The sequence below is a fragment of the Runella sp. SP2 genome (genome assembly GCF_003711225.1).
Classification (GTDB): Bacteria; Bacteroidota; Bacteroidia; order Cytophagales; family Spirosomataceae; genus Runella.
Genome location: NZ_CP031030.1, coordinates 3,931,348 through 3,945,852, shown reverse-complemented (window position 1 = coordinate 3,945,852; position 14,505 = coordinate 3,931,348). Strand labels below are relative to the sequence as shown.

The 14,505-nt window shown below is 45.0% G+C and carries 9 protein-coding genes; 2 read left to right on the top strand and 7 right to left on the bottom strand.

From position 1 onward, the window contains the following. The gene (locus DTQ70_RS15740) at positions 1–5,511 is read left to right on the top strand and encodes a choice-of-anchor Q domain-containing protein (protein WP_122931691.1); all 5,511 of its coding nucleotides are present in this window, start codon (positions 1–3) and stop codon (positions 5,509–5,511) included. 90 nt (positions 5,512–5,601) lie between these two features. Here DTQ70_RS15740 and radC read toward each other — a convergent pair whose 3' ends face one another. Next, on the bottom strand, positions 5,602–6,312 hold the full coding sequence (gene radC, locus DTQ70_RS15735) for a RadC family protein (protein ID WP_122931690.1): 711 nt from the start codon (positions 6,310–6,312) through the stop codon (positions 5,602–5,604). A gap of 66 nt (positions 6,313–6,378) precedes the next feature. Here radC and DTQ70_RS15730 point away from each other — a divergent pair, with 66 nt between their 5' ends. Next, on the top strand, positions 6,379–7,389 hold the full coding sequence (locus DTQ70_RS15730) for a glycosyltransferase family 2 protein (protein ID WP_122931689.1): 1,011 nt from the start codon (positions 6,379–6,381) through the stop codon (positions 7,387–7,389). A 62-nt stretch (positions 7,390–7,451) separates the two neighbouring features. Here the strand turns inward: DTQ70_RS15730 and gldN are convergent, their stop codons facing one another. From gldN to DTQ70_RS15700, 6 genes are all read right to left on the bottom strand, one after another. Beyond that, positions 7,452–8,525, bottom strand: coding sequence for a gliding motility protein GldN (gene gldN / locus DTQ70_RS15725; protein ID WP_122931688.1), 1,074 nt, complete (start codon positions 8,523–8,525; stop codon positions 7,452–7,454). Between the two features lie 76 nt (positions 8,526–8,601). Beyond that, complete coding sequence (gldM, locus tag DTQ70_RS15720; RefSeq protein ID WP_122931687.1) at positions 8,602–10,197, bottom strand: gliding motility protein GldM; 1,596 nt, start codon at positions 10,195–10,197, stop codon at positions 8,602–8,604. A gap of 71 nt (positions 10,198–10,268) precedes the next feature. Further along, positions 10,269–11,075 carry a gliding motility protein GldL gene (gene gldL / locus DTQ70_RS15715; protein ID WP_122931686.1) on the bottom strand — a complete coding sequence of 269 codons (807 nt, stop codon included), beginning with the start codon at positions 11,073–11,075 and terminating at the stop codon, positions 10,269–10,271. A 125-nt stretch (positions 11,076–11,200) separates the two neighbouring features. Continuing rightward, a complete protein-coding gene (locus tag DTQ70_RS15710) occupies positions 11,201–12,316 on the bottom strand; it encodes an SUMF1/EgtB/PvdO family nonheme iron enzyme (RefSeq protein WP_122931685.1) in 1,116 nt (371 codons plus the stop codon). Between the two features lie 276 nt (positions 12,317–12,592). Further along, a complete protein-coding gene (locus DTQ70_RS15705; RefSeq protein ID WP_122931684.1) occupies positions 12,593–13,552 on the bottom strand; it encodes a type IX secretion system membrane protein PorP/SprF in 960 nt (319 codons plus the stop codon). A 162-nt stretch (positions 13,553–13,714) separates the two neighbouring features. Beyond that, positions 13,715–14,497 carry a uroporphyrinogen-III synthase gene (locus DTQ70_RS15700; RefSeq protein ID WP_122931683.1) on the bottom strand — a complete coding sequence of 261 codons (783 nt, stop codon included), beginning with the start codon at positions 14,495–14,497 and terminating at the stop codon, positions 13,715–13,717. Positions 14,498–14,505 lie beyond the last annotated feature (8 nt).

Sequence of the window (14,505 nt, the reverse complement as noted above, 5' to 3'; positions counted from 1 at the left end):
ATGAATACTCGAACATTACCCTACTCACTATTTCGCCTTGGACTTGTATGTTTTTGGTTGACTGTTTTGCTATTTCGGCAAACTACTTTTGCTAAAACGCACACAGCACCTTGCAACAGTATTTTCTACGTCAAAGCCAACGCATCGGGTGCCAACAATGGTAGCTCATGGGCGGATGCTTATACTTCGCTACAAGATGCGTTGGCGGTGGCTTGCAGCGGAGCTCAGATTTGGGTCGCGGCAGGTACGTACAAACCCACGGCTGATCCTTCTGGAAATACATCTCCAGCCGACCCTCGTACCAAGACCTTTGTGATGAAAAATGGGGTGGCGATTTATGGGGGGTTTCCTAATGATGGTTCTGGTACAATGGCCAATCGAAATTGGAATATAAATCCTACGATTTTGAGTGGCAACATTGGTGATGCAGGAGAGAATACAGATAATAGTTATCGGATAATTTTTAACAACGGAGGTGGATTAAATAATACCGCCATTTTGGATGGCTTTACCATACAGGATGCTTACAATCCTAATACAGGGAGCGGTAACGAAGGTGGGGGAATAAGAAACGTCAATGGCTCACCATTATTTCGTAATTGTATCATTCGAAACAATTTTTCCAATCAGAATGGAGGAGGGGTGTATGCCTATGATTCTTCTCCAGTCTTTATAAATTGTGTATTTGTTCGCAATAAAGCAAGTGCTCTTGGAGGTGCTGTTTTTGTAGAAGGTGGGACTTATTCTTTCGTTAATTGTATTTTTTATGAAAACTCATCAACGCGTCTTGATGCAGGAGGAATTGTGAGTAATCTGAGTGTAACTACTGTTCTACTGTCAAATTCTATTTTATGGGGTAATTTTTGGGGCAATCAACCAGCGTCACTTTCAAACCAAATAGACTATTCAAATGTAGCACCACAGGTTAGTCATTCCATTGTGCAGGGTGGTTATACTGGCACGGGGAACTTGTCTGCTGATCCACTTTTCATCAACCCCGCCAACGGAAACTTTCGCCTACAACAATGTTCTCCCGCCATTAATGCGGGAGACCCTGCTACTACATCAGCTACAGTGGGGAGTTTAGATTTGGGAGGAAATGCGCGGTTTTACAACAACGGAAGGGTGGACTTAGGTGCGTATGAGTACCAATCAGCTCCACCAACTGCCATTACTCCAACATTGAGCAGCATAAATCCCACGACTTGTGGAGGCTCAGAGGGTAGCATTACGTTGAGCGGATTTTTGAACACTACTGTTTATTCGGTTACGTACAAGAAAAACAATGTGGCGGTTTCGGCGGCTAACTTTACCTCCAATGGCAGCGGAGTCATTACCTTGACGGGCTTGGCGGCGGGAAATTATACGGAGATTGTAGCTACGTACGGAGCTTGCGTTAGCAATGCGGTAACGGCAACCCTTGAAGACCCTGCCAAACCAAGCCTGACGCTAGGAACCATTCCTGCTATCTGCGCTGATGCCACGACTTTTACGATTCCTTACAGCAATCCGACAGACTCACCCAGCAAATATTCTATTACGGGAACGGGCATCACCACGGTGAGTGATGGTGATTTGACCAACCCAATCATGGTGCAGTTGAGCGGACCTGCTTCAGGAAGTTCTATTCCTTTTACGCTCACGGTGAAAAATTCAACGACGAACTGTGTGTCAGATATTATTCAGGGCAGTGTAACGGTTGACCCCGTAAGCGTAGGCGGTAGCATTGCAGGTTCGGCGACGGTATGTTCGGGCACAAACAGTACGACATTGACGTTGTCGGGTCAGGTGGGAACTATTCAAAAATGGCAATCGTCGTTGAGTTCAGATTTCAGCGGCGCGGTGGATATTGCCAACACAACGACGGAATTGATAGCGAGCAATTTAACACAAACGACCTACTACCGAGCTATTGTCAAGAGCGGGGTATGTTCGCAAGCAAATTCAGTTTTGGCAACGGTAACGGTTGACCCCGTAAGCGTAGGCGGTAGCATTGCAGGTTCGGCGACGGTATGTTCGGGCACAAACAGTACGACATTGACGTTGTCGGGTCAGGTGGGAACTATTCAAAAATGGCAATCGTCGTTGAGTTCAGATTTTAGCGGCGCGGTGGATGTTTCGAATACAACGACCCAATTGATAGCGAGTAATTTAACACAAACGACATACTACCGAGCAGTGGTAAAAAGTGGGGTATGTTCCCAAACAAATTCAGTTTCGGCAACGGTAACGGTTGACCCCGTAAGCGTAGGCGGTAGCATTGCAGGTTCGGCGACGGTATGTTCGGGCACAAACAGTACGACATTGACGTTGTCGGGTCAGGTGGGAACTATTCAAAAATGGCAATCGTCGTTGAGTTCAGATTTCAGCGGCGCGGTGGATATTGCCAATACGACGACAGAGTTGATAGCGAGCAATTTAACACAAACGACCTATTACCGCGCGGTGGTGAAAAGCGGCGTGTGTTCGCAAGCAAATTCAGTTTCGGCGACGGTAACGGTTGACCCCGTGAGCGTGGGAGGCAGCATTTCAGGTTCAGCGACGGTGTGTTCGGGGACAAATAGTACCACATTGACTTTGTCGGGTCAAGTGGGCAATGTTCAAAAATGGCAATCATCTTTGAGTTCAGATTTTAGCGGCGCGGTGGACATTTCAAACACGACGACGGAGTTGACAGCTAGCAATTTAACGCAAACGACGTACTACCGCGCCATTGTCAAGAGCGGTGTATGTTCGCAAGCAAATTCAGTTTCGGCGACGGTAACAGTTGATCCCGTGAGCGTGGGAGGCAGCGTTTCAGGTTCAGCGACGGTGTGTTCGGGAACAAACAGCACCACATTGACTTTGTCGGGTCAGGTGGGCAATATTCAAAAATGGCAATCGTCTTTGAGTTCAGATTTTAGCGGCGCGGTGGATATTTCAAACACGACGACGGAGTTGATAGAGAGCAACTTAACGCAAACGACGTACTACCGCGCGGTGGTAAAAAGCGGGGTATGTTCGCAAGCAAATTCAGTTTCGGCGACAGTGACGGTTGATCCAGTGAGCGTAGGCGGTAGCATTTCAGGTTCGGCAACGGTTTGTTCGGGGACAAACAGTACTAAATTGACTTTATCAGGTCAAGTGGGTAATATTCAAAAATGGCAATCGTCGTTGAGCTCGGATTTCAGTGGCGCGGTGGATATTGCTAACACGACGACGGAATTGACGGCGAGCAATTTAACGCAAACGACGTACTACCGCGCCATTGTCAAGAGCGGGGTATGTTCGCAAGCAAATTCAGTTTCGGCGACGGTAACAGTTGACCCCGTGAGCGTGGGCGGCAGCATTGCAGGTTCAGCGACGGTGTGTTCGGGGACAAACAGTACTAAATTGACTTTATCAGGTCAAGTGGGTAATATTCAAAAATGGCAATCATCTTTGAGTTCAGATTTTAGCGGGGCGACGGATATATCAAACACGACGACAGAATTGACGGCTAGCAACTTAACGCAAACGACGTATTACCGCGCCACTGTAAAAAATGGAACGTGTTCTCAAGCAACTTCAACTTTGGCGACGGTACAAGTCCAAAGTAAACCTACGATTACGCTAACGACGTTGCAACAAACGTTAAACGAAGGCAACAGTCAAACTTTCTGCGACACGGATGCGAATCCAGTGAACGGTTTACAGTTTACGGTTTCGGGTTTGTGTGTTTCGGGCAATCCCGTTTGGCGGGTACAAGTAGGCAGTGGCTCTTGGAGCAACTGGTCACCTAATGCCCCAGTATCCCAATCGTCCAATAACCAAGTTCACCGCTACCAAGCGGCTTGCGATGCGAGTTGCCCCGTGACGTACACGAATCCGATTGAATTGACAATTAATTATCGTTCTACCGTACCGCAGAATGTGTCACTGCTAGTGGATGGCGTAACAGTGGCCGTAGGGGAGACGAAGGAAGTGTGCAGTTTAGTGAATATGCCGCTTACATTTACTACCAATTGTGGGGCAAATGAAGTGGTTGTTTATTCAGTAGATGGTGGCGAATACAGCGCAGGCGTACCTGTTGGTTTGGTTGATAATCAGTATCATAATTATCGCGTACGCTGTCGTCAATCGGGAGGGATAGTTTCTTGTGTAGAAAGCGAATCAGGTGTGATGCGGTTAAAATTGGTGGTCATTCCATCGGCACCGACAGTGTCATTGTCCTCGACAAGCAGTTGTAATCCATCGGCCAGTTTCAGTGGACAATCGTCATGCGGGAGTTTGCGCACGATTTGGTACAATGCGACGACCAACGTTGCTTTGCCAAGTCTTCCATCGACAGTACCCAGCCAAACGACGTCATACTACGCTCGTTGCCAAACTGAAAATGGTTGTGTGAGTGAGAAAAGCAATGTGGTGACATTCACTTTAACACCAACCCAAGTAGCGCCAATCATTACGGTGTCTCAAGAGATAGTCTGTACAGGCACGACAGTGAGAATCTCAGCCAATTGCCCCGCAGGCAGTCAAACGTTTTGGAACACGGGTGTAACTACTTCAAGTTTTGAAGTGTCGTTCAGCAACGTGACGAAGCAGAGTTACTGGGCGAAGTGTGTTTTTTCGGGTGGTTGCCAAAGTGCTGAAAGTGTTCGCAAGGATGTTTACTGGAACGCGTTCGTAGTGACGTTGATTAACATTGGCGAAAGCAAATCAGCGGTGAAGGTAAACGACCGCGCGGCGTGGAGTAGTCAATTCATCACGCGCGATGGTGGCCCCGAATTAGAACAAAGTACGCAGGTAAATCCGACTTTGTATTACGTAGAAAACGCCAATAAACAAGCGCCTCGCTACTGGACGATTAATGTAGAAGCCTGTGGATTAAGCACCGATGGCTCATTGACGTTTGACATGTTAGCGACACCCGAAATGGGCGTACTTCGTTCCTTCAACACGCATGAAAACAACGCGCCGTATTTTATGTACGCTAACCGTGAAGGCTGGACAGAATTGTACGCGCAAAACCATCCAGCCTACGGCTTTTACCAAGATAATGGCGCAGGCGGTAACGTTTACGATGCAGGTTTACCCAAAGGATTGTACAAGTTGGGTATCCGTTATTGGGATCAAAAAGGTTGGGGCAGTATTTATCCTTCGACGCGGAAAGCACAAGGAAATGTGTTGGCCTATCAAGAATATTGGTTCAGAATCCAGTCGAAAGACGGGGTAGGTGTGGGAGCAGCGAGAGAAGGGGCAAATGGCAAGTGGCAATGGGCAAGGGGCGAAGGACAAGGGGTATTCGCCACCGTTCTGCCCAATCCCGTGACTAACATCCTCCGTCTCAAAGTGCAAGAGAGTAAGGGTAAAGTAGTCCAGACTACATTGACCGACGCCGCAGGGCGTGACGTTTTGAACCGTCAATTTGTGCCCGAAACGAACACCCACCAAGAGGAATTTGGGGTGAGTGCGTTACCAGTAGGGATGTATTTCTTGAAAGTGGCGACGCCTGACCAACAAGCGACGCTGAAGGTGGTGAAGGTGGAGTAAGGTTAAGAGCACAAAATCCATAAAAACCTCCGTAGGCGTGATATGTTTTGCATCTACGGAGGTTTTTTATAGAGAAAATTCGACATTTGTTTACAACAGCCCTTCATCGGCAAAACTTAGGTAGCCAAGTTCAGAGATAATCAAATGATCTAAAATCGGAATGTCAAGTAATTTGCCTGAAGTTACCAGCCTACGGGTAAGCTCTTTGTCGGCCTCACTTGGTTTTAAGTTGCCAGAAGGATGATTATGTACCAAAATCATCGAACTCGCAAGGTGTTCTAAAGCTGATTTAAAGATGATTTTGGGGTCAGCAACCGTACCCGAAATGCCCCCTTGACTAATTTGAACTGGTCGGATGACTTCATTGGAACGGGTGAGGAGCAAAATCCAAAATTCTTCGTGGGGTAAATCCATCAAGTACGACCTGATTTGTTCATAAGCATCTTTAGAAGAAGTTATCTTGGGGCGGCGCACTACTTCGCTATCTTTTCTACGCCTTCCTAATTCCAATGCTGCGGCAATCGAAATGGCTTTTGCTTCGCCAATTCCTTTGATTTTCATTAAATCCTTTAAGCTAAGTTTGGCTAACTCATTGAGGTTGTTACTCGCTTTTTGAAGGATAATTTTTGACAAATCAACGGCCGATAATTCCCGCGTGCCTGAGCCAATTAGAATGGCAATGAGTTCGGCATCGGATAGTGCCCCTTTCCCTTTTAACAATAGCTTTTCGCGGGGACGGTCTTCTTCTGCCCAACTTAAAATGCGTCGTGAGGTGCTGTACTCTGTTTCTTCAAAAGTCATGTTCAAAGGGGCGGTTGGTCAATCTTGCTGAAAATTATAGTAACTTGCCGTGGTAAATCATGCGATATGCGCAACTACAGTATTATCATTCCTGTTTATAATCGCCCCGATGAGTTGGGGGAACTACTTGAGTGTCTTGTCCAACAAACCTTCAAAAATTTTGAGGTTGTGGTGGTGGAAGATGGCTCCAAAATCAAATGTAAAGACGTTGTTGATTCCTTTAAGTCACACTTGCAAATTGCTTACTATTACAAAGAAAACGGCGGGCAAGGGTTTGCGAGAAACTATGGTTTTGAACGTGCCAAAGGAGATTATTTTATTCTCTTAGATTCGGATGCTCTCTTAGAACCTAATTACTTAGCCATCGTTGACAATCGACTCAATACCGATTATGTGGACTTGTACGGTGGCCCTGATACCGACCATCCGAGTTTTACACCCATTCAAAAAGCCATTAGCTACTCGATGACCTCCGTTTTTACGACGGGTGGGATTCGTGGCAAGAAAAGCAATCTTGGCGGTACTTTTCACCCGCGAAGTTTTAATATGGGATTGTCGAGAAAAGTGTGGGAAAAAACGGGTGGCTTTCAAATCAGCCGAATGGGGGAGGATATTATTTTTAGTATTTCGGCACTACGACTCGGTTTCAAATCAGCCCTTATTTCCGAAGCATTTATATACCATAAACGAAGGACAGGCTTTGCGGCTTTCTTTCGACAATTGCGTTTTTTTGGCCGTGCTCGCATCAATATTGGACGATTTTATCCTACTGAGCTGAAATTGGTACACACCTTTCCGTTGTTGTTTACGTTGGGTTGCCTGAGTATCCCTTTTTTAGGGTTGATTCATCCGTGGTTGTTTTATTTGGGTGCTGGCTTCTTGTGTCTTTATGTTGTGCTCCTTTTTATGGATGCAATCCGCCAATCCAAAAGTGTAAAAGTTGGCTTTTTGAGCGTCATCGCGGCCTTCGTTCAGTTGTTTGGATACGGTTTTGGGTTTATTCAAGAAGGTTGGAAACGCTTATTTGAAAGTAAAACGCACCGTGAAACGGGGGCTCACATCGAATATCCTTCTTAAAAAATAAAAAGTTGGAAAATAAAAAAGGCGACCCTCGGGCCGCCTTTTTTATTTTCGTTTGATTAGTATTCCCACAAACCGTGCTCTAATTCCATCAACTCGTTTTCAACTTGAATTGATTTCCAAAGCGCTGATTTTTCGCTACCATAGATACTGATAAGGTCGCGATCCATCGGGTTTGAAAGTTTAGTGATACGACCGTTAAACAAACGCAAGTCGAATGCATCGGCTAAGTTTTTATGCTGTGCGGTGTTGTATTCATTAAACCAAATGAATTTTTTCGGGTCGCTGCGGAAAAGCTTATCCAAATCTTTGTACTTAATTGTAGCTACGGGCATTTCAAGACCAGCTGGGTGTACATCGGCAGGTATGTAAATCGTAACAGTCTGAATGTCATAGTATTGACGAGAACGTTTGCGGTCAAACACCCAGTCTTCCTTTATTTCTAAGACAGAAAGTTGATCAGGGAAATACATGTTCTCAGCAAGCGCAGTAGCTTCGGCGGCGGCTTTTGCAGCAGCTTCTTCGGCCATCTTCTTCTTGATTTCTGTAGAATCCACTTTTGGAGGTTGAACTTTCGCTACAACGGCTCCTTTTTTACCTTTAGTGGTTTTCTTTTTAGTTGGAGTTCCCCATCCATCGTCAACGGGCTGTGTTTCTTTTTTAGGAGTGCTACCCCAGCCATCATCGGCTGGTTTGGCTGCCGTTTTTTTGTCATCCTTTTTGGTATCGCCCCAGCCATCTGTACCTGTAGTAGCGTTGTCAAGCCCAAAACCAGCTTTCTTTTCTTCCTCTGTTAGTACTTGACCTTGATTAGGGATTTGGAGTTTTTTGACAAAATCATCCATCGTCATTTTCTTGGTCATATCTTGGTCAACGTAAGCATCCAAAAGCCCCGCTTTCACGGCGTCCATGATGTACTTTGTGATTTCGTTACCTTTTGAAAACATGGGCTGGTTTTGCTTTTCCTTCAAATCCAACCGACGCCACAGTGTACGTTTCATCATGATGTCTGCATCATTAAATTCACGTACTGAGAGCGGATTAACCCCACGGTTATCTTTCTCCTGCGCCAACGCTCCTAAGCTCACAGTAGCTAATGCTACGCATCCCAATAAGGTTTTGACTCTGTTCATTTTATTTTGTATTTAATTCGCTAGGGTATTAACGAACAATTTGTTGAAAACGATATGCTTGTTTCCTGCAAAAATATTAGTTCAAAGGAATGTTTCTCAATTGGGTAGGTAACCCCGCATCGTTTACACTTCCTTTAAAGTTTTTACGTTGAACGCCCGAAACCTCGATGAAAAGACGGTCACCAGATTGAGCTTGTGATGCCAATGGTGCAATAGAACCACTTGGGCCACTAATAACCACAGGCTGACCAACAGGGCGGTTGTTACGTACAAGTCGAACGGTCATTTCTGAAACGCGGAAACTTGCGTCTTCAGGCGAGAAAGCTTTAAAGCTAGGGTCAGCAACGGCATCCACGCGGATGTTACGTGCCATACTTGCCTGAACACCTTTACGCTCATCTGCCAAAGCTCCATTGATATAATATTCAAGACTTGGACGAGGAACTGGTGTAACGCGGAATGGCTCATTACCCATTACATTTCCTTGGTTTGAGATGCTTAGGGTTACATTTCTGCTGTTTGGTACGATGATTACTTTTCCTTTACCGTTGTTGATAAATTCAGCACCTTCGCCACCAAATGATGGATTCCACAAGGCACCAAGTGCGGCACTTTGTACGCTCAACACGTTTTTACAACCAAGGTAAAGCGGAGGCAATGTACCTGTTTCAATTTGGTACGTTGGACGAGCTACTTTGTACTCATATTTCATTGAAATAGAAGTGTCACGCCCGCTTGGGGTTGGGAATGAAATAACCCCTTGCAATACTTTCGTAGCCAAACCATCTTTGTCGTATGAACCACCTTGGGCCGTAAACTCAATGATTCCTTTTCCGTCTTGAACGCGTACTGGAGAACCACCTAAGCTCATGCGTGGGGTAAGGGCGCTAGAAGAAGCGGCAATAAACATTTCGCCCTTGAACTTCGTCCCAGCCACAACAACCTTAGACTCGGCGCTAATCATGGCCAAAATTTTATCAAATTTGATGTCTTTTGCCCCTACTTTTGCGGCGAGGGCATCCAACACCTCTGCTTCCAAACGGCGGATTTCCGATTGACGCTGGCTCAATACCGCCAACGCTGCTGGAACTGGCGTTTGTTCAAAGTTGATAGCTGCAAAATCTTTGTTGCGCTGATCTGCATCACGTTTAGCGAGAGGGTCGTCTTTGCCGTCGAGTGCCAACGGAGCAAAGTTCGTACCAGCAAGCTTGTTCATTTGGTCAACGAAACCGTTCAACTTGCTTTTAAGCTCATACGCTTTTCCATTTTTGCCAGGGCCAATCATGTAGATAGCCACCTTATCTTCTTCGTTGGGGTTTTTTACTTTGCCCGTTTCAGGGTCAATTCCACCGCCCGCTTCGTCGATAAGTTTTGTTTTGATGGCATCTATCTCTGATACAATCCCGCTGGCGATTTTGCGCACCTCTTCGGCTTGTTTTACGATAGCGACTTCAAACGCACGGTTTCCAGACTTTTCTACTTTGTCGCGGATGCTTTCAACCGTTCTTTGATTTATTTTATTGGCAGCATTTGCCGAACCTTCCATACTTGTGTTCAACAATTGGAATTTTTCCAATAACGCCGAACTCACTTGCAAGGCCAACATCGCTGTTAGTACTAGATACATCATCCCGATCATCTTCTGCCGGGGTGACTCTTTTCCTCCTGCCATTTTTGTAGATTACAGTTTTAGTTTACGGTATTACAGATACTTGCTCTTGGTACGACACCTAAGAACACGTTTTAGCCACGCATGGCAGCAAGCATGTTACCATACACATTGTTAAGCGACGTGATGTTGGTAGTCAACTTAGACATTTCGGCTTTGAACTGCTGCGATTCTTTGGTTGCATCAGCCATGTTAGACATAGCAGTCGTCAAATTACCGTAGAAGGCGTTCATTGCTTTCAAATGCTTCGTAGTATCTTGCAATTCTAGTTCGTAAACTGCATTAAGAGCGCCCATGTTTTTGGTAATGAGCTGAAATTGTTCACGGTATTGTTGAGCGTCTTTGGTCGCATCCGCCATTGATGACATGGCGTTGATAGCTACTCCGTACGATTTATTCATCTCGTTGATTGCACCAGATGCTGTTTTTACATTTTTAGCGTAATCGTTCGTAGCTACGGTTGCGTCGGTCAAATCGCCGATTTTTGATACATTATCCGTCAAGCTCTTGAAACTTTTACCCAAATTTTGGAAAATCTCAGGAGTGATGTTTGCTTCAGCAAGCATTTTGTCCATGTTGGCTGTTAGACCAGTACCTTTTTTCTCTTCTTTGCGAGGAGCGGCTACAGGTGCCGAATCATCTAATAATTCAGGATATACTTTTTCCCAAGCGTATTCGTCGGCAGCAGGATACAGAAAACTTTGAACTGCATACAAAATAAAAATGACGGCCTCTGTCAAAAGACCTGCGGTTAATAGGGTAGTTGCACCTTCGATGTGCGTAATTTTTGCCCAAGCACCTACAATAACGACGGCTGCTCCGAGCGCATAAGCAGTTGGAACTATTTTACTCCAGAAAACACCTTGCTTTTGTGCTGCCATGATTCAATCAGAAATTGGTTATGAGATCAGTTAGAATTTATTTGTTTTTACTATAGAAAGAGGGACAAAAATTAGGGTGCCGCTTTATGGGCAGCACCCCAATTCAGTAAAATCTTTTTGATGGACTATCTTTTACGTCCTCCGCGGGCAGTAGCCGCACGGCCTGCTAGGTTTTCAACGACGCAACGGAAACCGATGAAAGCACGTTTGTTGTCTTCGTATTCCCAGCTGCGAGTACCTGTTTCGAGGAAATAAGCGACGTCTTTCCATGAACCACCACGGATAATTTTACGTGGTTCGTCAGGGTTGTCGTTCATCGGGTTCATATCCCAGTTTACAACAGTGGCATTGTCAGCAAAGGCATCGAGTGTCCATTCTGCAACGTTACCTGCCATGTTATAAAGGCCATAATCGTTGGCGTTGTAAGCGTTTGCAGGGGCGGTATAAGGATAACCGTCGGCGTCGTAGTTACCACGTTGTGGTTTAAAGTTAGCAAGGAAACAACCTTTGCCATTGGCTACGTAAGGGTTACCCCAAGGGTATTTGGCCGACGCACGACCACCACGCGCTGCCCATTCCCATTCTGCTTCGGTAGGAAGGCGGAATTTAGGTGAGCTGTATTTTCCTTCTTTTGAACGATAATCGTTGTACAGATTAGAGCGCCAAGTTGAGAAATAGCGAGCGGCTTTCCAGCTAACACCTACAACAGGATACGTGTCGAAGGCTGGGTGTGAAAAGTAGTATTCGGTCATCGGGTCACCATTGTGGTAGGTGAAGTCTTTCCGCCATACTGTCGTATCTGGGTGATATTTCGCCATGATTTCTTCTTCACCTAGGACAGAAAGCGAGTCAGTCATCAACGCACTTACGAACTGGCGGTACTCATGGTTGGTAATTTCAGTATCGTCCATGTAGAAAGAAGTAATTGTCACGCGGCGGTTAAAGTTTACCTGCGTTGCTGCTACGTCTTCATCAGCTTGTCCCATCATGAACGAGCCCGAAGGAATCAAGACCATACCATAGGGTGTATCTTGCTTGTAATCTTTACGACCAGCTGCAATGACTTCCCCATTCCGAACACCGACCTCTTGTTTGGCTCCTTTTTTGCCACCTTTACTTCCTCCTTTGCTGTTTTTACCGCCAAATTTGTCTTTGACAAAACCGCAGCTTTGTAGCATGACTGCTACCATCACAATCCAAGCTCCTTTGGTGGCATAGCCGAAAAATCCCCTTTTGTTCATGGTTATTCCCGTTAGATTCAAAATTTCAGTATAGAAACGAAGTTCTATGAGTTTATTGTGTGCTTGTTTTTAAATTTCTGTTGTTTATTATCGCAATTAGTTCGCTACTGAGCCCTAAAAATTCTAAAAACAGCCCAAAATTACTAAAAAAGCGATAACTTTTTATCAAACGTGTACTGGTGGTCTAACAATAATTCTGCCAAATGGCTTGTTGTAGTAAAAAAGTTTCAGCAAATAGTAGAATACAGTTGATAAATAGGGTAATTACGATTGTTTTTAATATCTAAATCGTGGTGTGCGAACGGGCATTGCTTTGCGCTTTACAAACGGAGGTAAGGCATACGATAACATCATTTCAAACGATGCAGGAGCTTTGGTTGCTCTACCAAAACCCGTTAAATCGAACGCACCACCCAATCGAAATGATTGCCAATTGACTCCCGCAAGCAAATTAACAGATTCTTGTAAGCGGTAGGTAATGCCTCCAAAAACCCAGTCATTCCAAGTCGCCATGGCTCCTCCTTCAATAGAAAGGGTTTTGGTACTGAAATTAACGGGTGTTTTTACAAGCACCATCGGTTGAATAATTAGACCATAAATGGGTTCAAAACGATAACCTGCGGTCAGATAAGCATTGGGTTCCAAGGCATTTTGAGCATCCCCACTCAAACTAAACTTCGGACGATTGAGGTGATTGATACTCGCGCCTACATAAAAGGTGGTAGCATCGTAAAAAGCTCCCAAGGCAATATCTGGCTGGCTTTGTCCTAGCCGCCCCGTCGGAATCAGTGGGTCTCCTGGGTCACGCGAGATTAATTTATTAAAATCAATGTAACGGTTCTGAAAACCAACGCGAGCGCCAAGCGCTAAGGTATTATCGTTGATGTTCATCTTGTAAGCATACGACAACTGTACTTCTTGGCTACCCATGGCACCAAGTCGGTCGTTTACATAATTGACCCCAATGGCGCTTTTAATAAAATTAAGCGGCACGCTTCCCGTAAACATCAGGGTATTGGGTGCGCCACCTTCGCCGCTGGAGGTTTGATAACCTTGCCATTGCATACGGTTGATAAGCTGAAACCGCGTAGTTCCGTCTTCTCCTGCCGTAGCTGGGTTAAAATAAAGCTGGTTGAAAGGAAAAAGCGTAAACTGTGCGTCCTGCTGGGCGTGTGAGATGGTAGAATGGCCTAACCAACTTATAATGCTTAATAGAAGTAGCCGTGGGTATTTCATATAGAAAAAGGGGGTATTTTCAATACAAACGACAATTAGGGAAAAAAATTTGATATAAAAAAAGGGTTGAAGACTCAACCCTTATCTAAACGCATAAAATGATTCTAATGTTGCAACACCCCCCAAGAGTTCATTGGAAATGGTGTTGCATTACTTTTACTTTTAAAGGTTATTGGCCTTTTTAATGTAAATTTCGAGTGCCCCTGTCATGGAAGGAGCGTTGGGCATTGGCGCTTCAATGTCTAAAATCAAACCTGCATCTGTTACAGCTTTGGCGGTTGTTGGGCCAAAGGCAGCGATACGGGTTTTATTTTGCTCAAAATCAGGGAAGTTACGGAACAACGACGTAATTCCTGACGGACTAAAAAAGCATAAAATGTCGTAATACACATCGGTCAAATCAGATAAATCGGCTGACACGGTTTCGTACATGACTGCTTCAGTCAGGTGTAATTCATGGTTGCCCATAAACTCAGGAATATCGTTGCGACGCTTATCAGAGCACGGAAATAAAAACTTTTCGTTTTTGTGCTTTTTGATAAGGTCAAGCAAATCGGCTGCTGTTTTTTGACCCGCAAAAATTTTACGTTTCCGAATCTGAATATATTTCTGCAAATAGTTGGCAGTTTGCTCAGTCACACAAAAATATTTCATTTCTGCGGGCATTTCGAGCTTGGCCTCCTTACAGATTCGGAAGAAGTGGTCAACAGCGTTACGGCTCGTAAAGATGATAGCCGTATGATCCATAATGTTGATTTTCTGTTTACGAAAATCTTTGTAGGATACCCCTTGTATTTCTATAAACGGACGGAAGTCAACCTTGAGGTTGTACCGGCGCGCTAACTCGAAATAAGGGGATTTTTCGTCACTTGGACGAGCTTGTGAGACAAGAATACTCTCTACTTTATTCAATCGGTCTTGTTGCATCAAAATCGTTTCACTCATATCAGAAC

Coding starts and splice junctions, on each gene's coding strand:
- radC (WP_122931690.1), bottom strand. CDS start 6,312: ATGACTTTTGAAGAAACAGAGTACAGCACCTCACGACGCATTTTAAGT.
- DTQ70_RS15705 (WP_122931684.1), bottom strand. CDS start 13,552: ATGAAATACCCACGGCTACTTCTATTAAGCATTATAAGTTGGTTAGGC.
- DTQ70_RS15710 (WP_122931685.1), bottom strand. CDS start 12,316: ATGAACAAAAGGGGATTTTTCGGCTATGCCACCAAAGGAGCTTGGATT.
- gldN (WP_122931688.1), bottom strand. CDS start 8,525: ATGAACAGAGTCAAAACCTTATTGGGATGCGTAGCATTAGCTACTGTG.
- gldL (WP_122931686.1), bottom strand. CDS start 11,075: ATGGCAGCACAAAAGCAAGGTGTTTTCTGGAGTAAAATAGTTCCAACT.
- DTQ70_RS15700 (WP_122931683.1), bottom strand. CDS start 14,497: ATGAGTGAAACGATTTTGATGCAACAAGACCGATTGAATAAAGTAGAG.
- DTQ70_RS15730 (WP_122931689.1), top strand. CDS start 6,379: ATGCGCAACTACAGTATTATCATTCCTGTTTATAATCGCCCCGATGAG.
- DTQ70_RS15740 (WP_122931691.1), top strand. CDS start 1: ATGAATACTCGAACATTACCCTACTCACTATTTCGCCTTGGACTTGTA.
- gldM (WP_122931687.1), bottom strand. CDS start 10,197: ATGGCAGGAGGAAAAGAGTCACCCCGGCAGAAGATGATCGGGATGATG.